5 protein-coding genes are annotated in these 7500 nt (G+C 70.5%); 4 read left to right on the top strand and 1 reads right to left on the bottom strand.

What is annotated here, in order from left to right; genetic code table 11:
* Positions 1-2458: pyruvate dehydrogenase (acetyl-transferring), homodimeric type (aceE, locus tag Q0R63_RS00990; RefSeq protein ID WP_295692682.1), on the top strand; the 2458-nt coding region annotated here is incomplete at its 5' end.
* A gap of 75 nt (positions 2459-2533) precedes the next feature.
* Here aceE and Q0R63_RS00985 read toward each other — a convergent pair.
* Positions 2534-3688, bottom strand: coding sequence for a glycerophosphodiester phosphodiesterase (locus Q0R63_RS00985; protein WP_295692678.1), 1155 nt, complete (start codon positions 3686-3688; stop codon positions 2534-2536).
* A gap of 121 nt (positions 3689-3809) precedes the next feature.
* Here Q0R63_RS00985 and argG point away from each other — a divergent pair, with 121 nt between their 5' ends.
* From argG to Q0R63_RS00970, 3 genes are all read left to right on the top strand, one after another.
* Positions 3810-5240 (top strand): argininosuccinate synthase, encoded by a 1431-nt coding sequence (gene argG, locus Q0R63_RS00980; protein WP_295692674.1) that lies wholly within the window; start codon positions 3810-3812, stop codon positions 5238-5240.
* Between the two features lie 72 nt (positions 5241-5312).
* Positions 5313-6827 carry an amidohydrolase family protein gene (locus Q0R63_RS00975; RefSeq protein ID WP_295692672.1) on the top strand — a complete coding sequence of 505 codons (1515 nt, stop codon included), beginning with the start codon at positions 5313-5315 and terminating at the stop codon, positions 6825-6827.
* Positions 6828-6975: 148 nt separating this feature from the next.
* On the top strand, positions 6976-7404 hold the full coding sequence (locus Q0R63_RS00970; protein ID WP_295692670.1) for a hypothetical protein: 429 nt from the start codon (positions 6976-6978) through the stop codon (positions 7402-7404).
* Positions 7405-7500: the final 96 nt, after the last annotated feature.

Genomic DNA, 7500 nt, shown 5'->3' with positions numbered 1-7500 from the left:
GATCATGGTCCACCGCGCCCAGCGCCCCGGTGTGGGCGTCGGCGGCCACATCTCCACCTACGCCTCGGCCGCGACCCTCTACGAGGTCGGTCTCAACCACTTCTTCCGCGGCCAGGACCACCCCGGCGGCGGCGACCAGGTGTTCTTCCAGGGGCACGCCTCCCCCGGCATGTATGCCCGCGCCTACCTCGAGGGCCGCCTCACCGAGGACGACCTCGACGGCTTCCGCCAGGAGAAGAGCCACCTCGTCGACGGGCAGGTGCGCGCCCTGCCGTCCTACCCCCACCCCCGCCTCGCGCCGACCTTCTGGCAGTTCCCGACGGTCTCGATGGGCATCGGGCCGATGAACGCGATCCACCAGGCGCAGTTCAACAAGTACCTCCACAACCGCGGCCTCAAGGACACCTCCCAGCAGCACGTCTGGGCCTTCCTCGGTGACGGCGAGATGGACGAGCCGGAGTCGCGCGGGCTGCTGCAGCTCGCGGCCGGCGAGGAGCTCGACAACCTCACCTTCGTCGTCAACTGCAACCTCCAGCGCCTCGACGGACCGGTGCGCGGCAACGGCAAGATCATCCAGGAGCTCGAGGCGTTCTTCCGGGGGGCGGGCTGGAACGTCATCAAGGTGGTCTGGGGCCGCGGCTGGGACCCGTTGCTCGCCGCCGACCGCGACGGCGCGCTCATCCACGTGATGAACGCGACGAGCGACGGCGACTACCAGACGATGAAGGCCAACGACGGCGCCTACGTCCGCGAGGAGTTCTTCGGGCGCGACCCCCGCACCCGCAAGATGGTCGAGAACCTCTCGGACGCCGACATCTGGAACCTCAAGCGCGGCGGCCACGACTACCGCAAGGTGTATGCCGCCTACAAGGCCGCCACCGAGCACAACGGCCAGCCGACCGTCATCCTCGCCAAGACGATCAAGGGCTACGGCCTCGGCAAGCACTTCGCCGGCCGCAACGCGACGCACCAGATGAAGAAGCTGACGCTCGAGGACCTCAAGGCCTTCCGCGACGAGCTGCGCATCCCCGTCACCGACGCCCAGCTCGAGGCCGACCCCTACCAGCCGCCCTACTACCACCCCGGGCAGGACGACCCGGCGATCCACTACATGGAGGAGCGCCGCGCCGTCCTCGGTGGCGGGGTGCCGTCGCGCCGGGTCCAGCACGAGCCGCTCAAGCTGCCCGGCGACGAGGCCTACGCCCAGATGAAGAAGGGCTCCGGCAAGCAGGAGATCGCCACGACGATGGCGTTCGTGCGGCTGCTCAAGGACCTGATGCGCGACAAGGAGTTCGGCAAGCGGGTCGTGCCGATCATCCCCGACGAGGCGCGCACCTTCGGCATGGACTCGTTCTTCCCGACGATCAAGATCTACAACCCGCACGGGCAGAACTACACGCCGGTCGACAACGAGCTGATGCTCGCCTACCGCGAGTCCACGAGCGGCCAGATCCTCCACCTCGGCATCAACGAAGCAGGTTCGATGGCGGCGTTCACCGCGGTCGGCACGTCCTACGCCACCCACGGCGAGCCGATGATCCCGGTCTACGTCTTCTACTCGATGTTCGGCTTCCAGCGCACCGGCGACTCGATCTGGGCGGCCACCGACCAGATGGCCCGCGGCTTCCTCATCGGCGCCACGGCCGGCCGCACGACGCTGACCGGCGAGGGGCTGCAGCACGCCGACGGCCACTCGCCGCTGCTCGCGTCGAGCAACCCCGCGGTCGTCTCCTACGACCCGGCCTACGGCTACGAGATCGCGCACATCGTCCAGGACGGGCTGCGCCGGATGTATGGCGACGACCCGGAGAACGTCATCTACTACCTCACCGTCTACAACGAGCCGCACGTGCAGCCGAAGGAGCCGGAGGGTGTCGACGTCGAGGGCATCCGCAAGGGGATGTACCTCCTGCAGGCGGCCGACACGACCGGCTGGCAGCACACGCCCGCGCGGGCGCAGCTGCTCGCCTCCGGGGTCGGGGTGGCCTGGGCGCTCGAGGCGCAGCACCTGCTCGCCCAGGACTTCGGGGTCGCCGCCGACGTCTGGTCGGTGACCTCGTGGAGCGAGCTGCGCCGCGACGGGATGGCCTGCGACGAGGCCGACTTCCTCAGACCCGGCAAGGAGCAGCGGGTGCCCTGGGTGACGCAGAAGCTCGCCGACGCGCCCGGTCCGGTGCTCGCGGTCTCGGACTACATGCGCGCGGTGCAGGACCAGATCGCGCAGTACGTGCCCGGCGACTTCATGTCGCTCGGCGCCGACGGCTTCGGCTTCTCCGACACCCGCGCCGCGGCCCGCCGCTTCTTCCACATCGACGGGCCCTCGCTCGCCGTGCGGACGCTGCAGCAGCTGGCCAAACGGGGTGAGGTGCCGGCCGAGTATGCCGCGCAGGCCGCCGAGAAGTACCGCCTCGACGACGTCACCGCCGGGACCTCCGGGAACGCCGGCGGCGAGAGCTGACAGGCCAACCCTGACGTCCGCGCCAACGGCATACCGGTGTCGCGTCGGCGCGGACGCAGTGGTGAGGGTGGGTGGCTACGTGCCCGCGAGGAACGTCTTGCGGGCCTCGAGGCAGATGTCGGCCTGGTCGCAGAAGAGTCCGTCGATGCCCGTCTTCATGAACGTCACGTCCTCCTCGATGGCCTTGCCGAAGTCGACCGGGTCGGTGCCGACCCGCAGGTCGGTCGGCAGGAAGACGTTCTCGGCCCGGAAGGTGTAGGGCGTCACGATCAGCCCGAACCGGTGGGCGCGCTGGACCAGGGTGGTCGGCGTCCCAAGGGAGCCGTCGGCGTTGCGCGGGATGACCTGGCTCTTGTCGGGGCCGATCGCGTTGACGTACTTCGCGATCATCGCCATGCCCGAGGGCGTGAGCAGCTGCGCGTAGGTCCGCTCGTCCCCGAAACCCTTGCCCGTGACGCCGGTGAGGAACACCTCCTTGGCGCGGAACCGGTAGAGGTCGCGCAGCTTCACGAGGTTGTTGAGCTCGAACGACTGGACCACGATCGGCGCGTCGGCCGTGTCGAGGTGGTGCTCGCGGACGATGGTCACGAGGCCCGGCTCGAGCGGCAGGCCGATGCCGCTGAAGTAGGTGGGGTGCTTGGTCTCGGGGATGATCCCGATGGTCCGGTGCAGCTCCGCGGACAGCGTCTCGCGCAGCGCGAAGACCTCCTCCAGCGTGGGGATCTCGAAGCGGCCGTCGTAGAGGGTGTTGTGCTGGCGGACGTCGGGCAGCCGTTCCTTGGCGTGCAGGGTCTTGATCTCCGCGAGGGTGAAGTCCTCGGTGAACCAGCCCGTGAGGCTCACGCCGTCGACCGTCTTGGTCACGCGCCGGGTGGCGAACTCGGGGTGGTCGGCGACGTCCGTCGTCCCCGAGATCTCGTTCTCGTGGCGGACGACGAGGACGTGGTCCTTGGTCGAGACCACGTCGGGCTCGATGTAGTCGGCTCCCATCCGGGCGGCGAGCTCATAGGAGGCGAGCGTGTGCTCGGGGCGGTAACCCGAGGCGCCGCGGTGGCCGATGACGAGCGGCGAGCCCTGGGGGGCGCGGCCGTCCGTCGCGAGGGGGGCCCGGCCGTATGCCGTTGCGAGTGGGGCGGCGTCGTCGGCGACGGCGGAGCCGGTGGACAGGGCGGAGAGGACGAGACCCGTGCCGACGGCCAGAGTCATCGCGCTTCGAAGAAGTCGGTTCATGCCTGTGATGTTGCTGGGAAGAGGCTGCTCGCCGGGGCAACATCAGGCGACCATCGAGCGACGAACGGACGAACGGCTCCCGCGCGAGCCGGCATACGGCGCGGGCCCTAGGCTGGTCGTCGTGTCCAAGGTCCTCACGTCCCTGCCCGTCGGCGAGCGCGTCGGCATCGCCTTCTCCGGGGGTCTCGACACCTCCGTCGCCGTCGCCTGGATGCGCGACAAGGGCGCGATCCCGTGCACCTACACCGCCGACCTCGGGCAGTACGACGAGCCCGACATCGACTCCGTCCCCGGCCGGGCCAAGCAGTACGGCGCCGAGCTGTCGCGCCTCGTCGACTGCAAGCCGGCGCTCGTCGAGGAGGGCCTGTCGGCCATCGCGTGCGGCGCCTTCCACGTGCGCTCCGGCGGCAAGACCTACTTCAACACCACGCCACTCGGGCGCGTCGTCACCGGAACGCTGCTCGTGCGCGCGATGCAGGACGACGACGTCTCGATCTGGGGGGATGGCTCGACCTACAAGGGCAACGACATCGAGCGGTTCTACCGCTACGGTCTGCTCGCCAACCCCTCGCTGCGGATCTACAAACCGTGGCTCGACGCCGACTTCGTGACCGAGCTCGGCGGGCGCACGGAGATGTCGCAGTGGCTGGTCGCCCACGACCTGCCCTATCGCGACTCGACCGAGAAGGCCTACTCCACCGACGCCAACATGCTCGGCGCGACCCACGAGGCCAAGACCCTCGAGCACCTCGACACCTCGCTCGAGACGGTCCAGCCGATCATGGGCGTCCGCTTCTGGGACCCCGCCGTCGCGATCGAGACCGAGGACGTGACGATCGGCTTCGAGCAGGGGCGGCCGGTGACGATCAACGGTCGCGAGTTCGGGTCTCCGGTGGACCTCGTGCACGAGGCCAACGTCGTCGGCGGGCGGCACGGGCTCGGCATGAGCGACCAGATCGAGAACCGCATCATCGAGGCCAAGAGCCGTGGCATCTACGAGGCGCCGGCGATGGCGCTGCTCTTCATCGCCTACGAGCGACTGCTCAACGCCGTCCACAACGAGGACACGATCGCGAGCTATCACGAACAAGGTCGCCGGCTGGGCCGCCTGCTCTACGAAGGGCGCTGGCTCGACCCGCAGTCGCTGATGCTCCGCGAGTCGCTCCAGCGGTGGGTCGCCTCCGTCGTCACCGGCGAGGTCACCCTGCGGCTGCGTCGCGGTGAGGACTACTCCGTCGTCGACACCCGCGGCCCGCACTTCTCCTACCACCCCGACAAGCTCTCGATGGAGCGCACCGAGGACGCCGCCTTCGGGCCGGTCGACCGGATCGGTCAGCTCACGATGCGCAACCTCGACATCGCCGACTCCCGCGCCAAGCTCGAGCTGTATGCCGCGCAGGGCCAGCTCCTGGGCGGCCAGACCGCCGCGTTGGTCGGCGAGCTCGAGCAGGGCGGCGCCGAGGCCATCTCGGCCGGTGCCTCCGACACCGGCGTCGACTCGGGCGTCGACGAGGCGCAGGAGCGTTCGTCGTTCGACCTCGGCACCGACTGACGCCTGGCGGTGACGACCTCCTCCGTCGGACGGGATCAACCCCCTTCCCTGCTGCTCCGTCACGCTCGGGTGGTGCCGATCGCCCGTTCGAGGGGCGTCGGTCGCGCGATGGACCTGGCGTCGCACGGTGCGGAGGCACCGGTCGACGTCCTCATCGAGGGAGGCCGGGTCTCGGCGATCGGGTCGGGCCTGCGCGCGTCCCCCGGTGGGTGGGTCGTCGACGCGAGCGGACGCTGGCTCGTCCCCGGTCTCTGGGACCAGCACGTCCACATGACCCAGTGGGCGACGACCGCGGCGCGGCTCGACCTGTCCGGCACCCCGGACGCGCAGGCCGTCCTAGACCGGGTCGCGGCCCACCTCCACTCTCTCGCAACGGAATCCATCACCCTCGTGGGGTACGGCTACCGTTCGGGCGGATGGCCACGACCGGTGTCCACAGCGGATCTCGACGCCGTCTGCGGGCGGCGGGCGGTCGTGCTCGTCGCCGGGGACGGCCACAACGGGTGGCTCAGCTCCGCGGCCCAGCGACTTTTTGGCGTCGAACCACGCGACGGCGCGTTCGACGAGACGGACTGGTTCCCGCTCTGGGCGCAGCTCGCCGCACTGGTCGGCTCTCCGGAGGAGGTCACGCATGGCCTCGACGCGGTGATGACCCAGGCCTCGGTGAAGGGCGTCGTCGGCATCGTCGACATGGAGTTCGACGACGCGACCGGCACCTGGCCGGGGCGGTTCGAGGCTGGGCTCGACCGGCTGCGGGTGCGCACGAGCGTCTACGCCGAGGGTCTCGAGGGCGTCTTCGCCGCGGGTCTACGCACCGGTGACGTGCTCGTCGGGACGGGGGGCCTCGCGACGATGGGCCCGTTCAAGATCATCACCGACGGGAGCCTCGGCACGCGGACCGCCCATACGCACGAACCGTATTCGCCCTCGGGAGCCGGCGACGCGGCATACCCCAACGGCAAGCAGAACGTCTCCCGGGCCGAGCTGACCGAGCTGCTCGAGGCGGCGACCGCCCACGGGCTCGAGGCGGCGGTCCACACGATCGGCGACGCGGCCGCGCAGATCGCGCTCGACGCGGTCGCCGCCTCCGGTGCCCGGGGCTCGATCGAGCACGCGCAGCTGATGACCCGCGCCGGGATCGAGCGGATGGCCGGGCTCGGCCTGCGGGCGAGCGTCCAGCCGGCCCACCTGCTCGACGACCGCGACCTCACCGGAGCCATCTGGCCGGGCCGGGAAGATCGCTGCTTCATGCTCCGGACGATGCTCGACCTCGGCGTGCAGCTGGCGCTCGGCTCGGACGCGCCGGTCGCCCGCCTCGACCCCTGGCTGGCGATGGCCGCCGCGGTGCACCGCACCGCCGACGAGCGCGAGCCCTGGGTGCCGCAGGAACAGCTGACCGCGGCCGAGGCACTCGGCGCCAGCGTCGACGGCCGCGGGACCGTGGCCGTCGGTGACGTCGCCGACCTCGCCCTGCTCGACGCCGACCCGCTGGCCGGCGAGACGCCGGCGGAGTCGGCCGCGGTGCTGCGCGGGATGCGGGTAAAGGCCACCCTCGTCGCCGGCCGGCTCACCCACCTGGATCTGTGAGGTCAACGGCAGTACGGATCGTCATGAGGCCCACCACTCGATGGTCGGGAACACCAGTGGTCTGGGGGTTCCCAAACGTGGCTGGGTCACGGCAGACTGCTGCTGGTCGGAACTTTTTCCCGTGAGCAACCTGACGTACGGAGATTGGATGCGCGTCCGCGCCTGGCTGATGGGCCTCGTCGCGGTCGCCTGCGCCGTCCTCGTCCGTGGGTCGACACCGGCCGTCGCCGGCGCCGCCCCCTCCGCTGGCACGAGCGGCATTCCAGGACCGAGCTGCCCGGTCGAGGTCCACGCACAGAACCGGATCGGGCGCGACGGTGACCATCGTGCCCACCGACCGCACCACGTCGTCGTATGCCGTCTACCGCCTCGAGGGCGTCCGCGGCCGGGTCCGGCGGGCGACTGCCGACTGGTGGACGCGACCAACCACGTCGCGACGACCCGCGCAGTCGGCTGGGCACAGCCCCGGACCGACGCGAGCGCCCAACCGGGACACCGCTATGCCCATGTCGTCACCGCCCTGGACCGCACCGGCAACGAGTCGCCTCCCGCGCAGGCCGAGGTCCACCCCTCCTGACTTCTCGTCCAGTCCGGCCGGTGGTGATACCGAGGGGGCATCACCGGCCGCACCCGACGAGAGCACGTCCGCGCCATCGCCCCCCCCGGATTGGGG

It is taken from the genome of Lapillicoccus sp., from assembly GCF_025353065.1.
In the GTDB taxonomy this organism is placed as follows: domain Bacteria; phylum Actinomycetota; class Actinomycetes; order Actinomycetales; family Dermatophilaceae; genus Lapillicoccus.
This window is presented reverse-complemented; position numbering and strand designations above follow the sequence as displayed.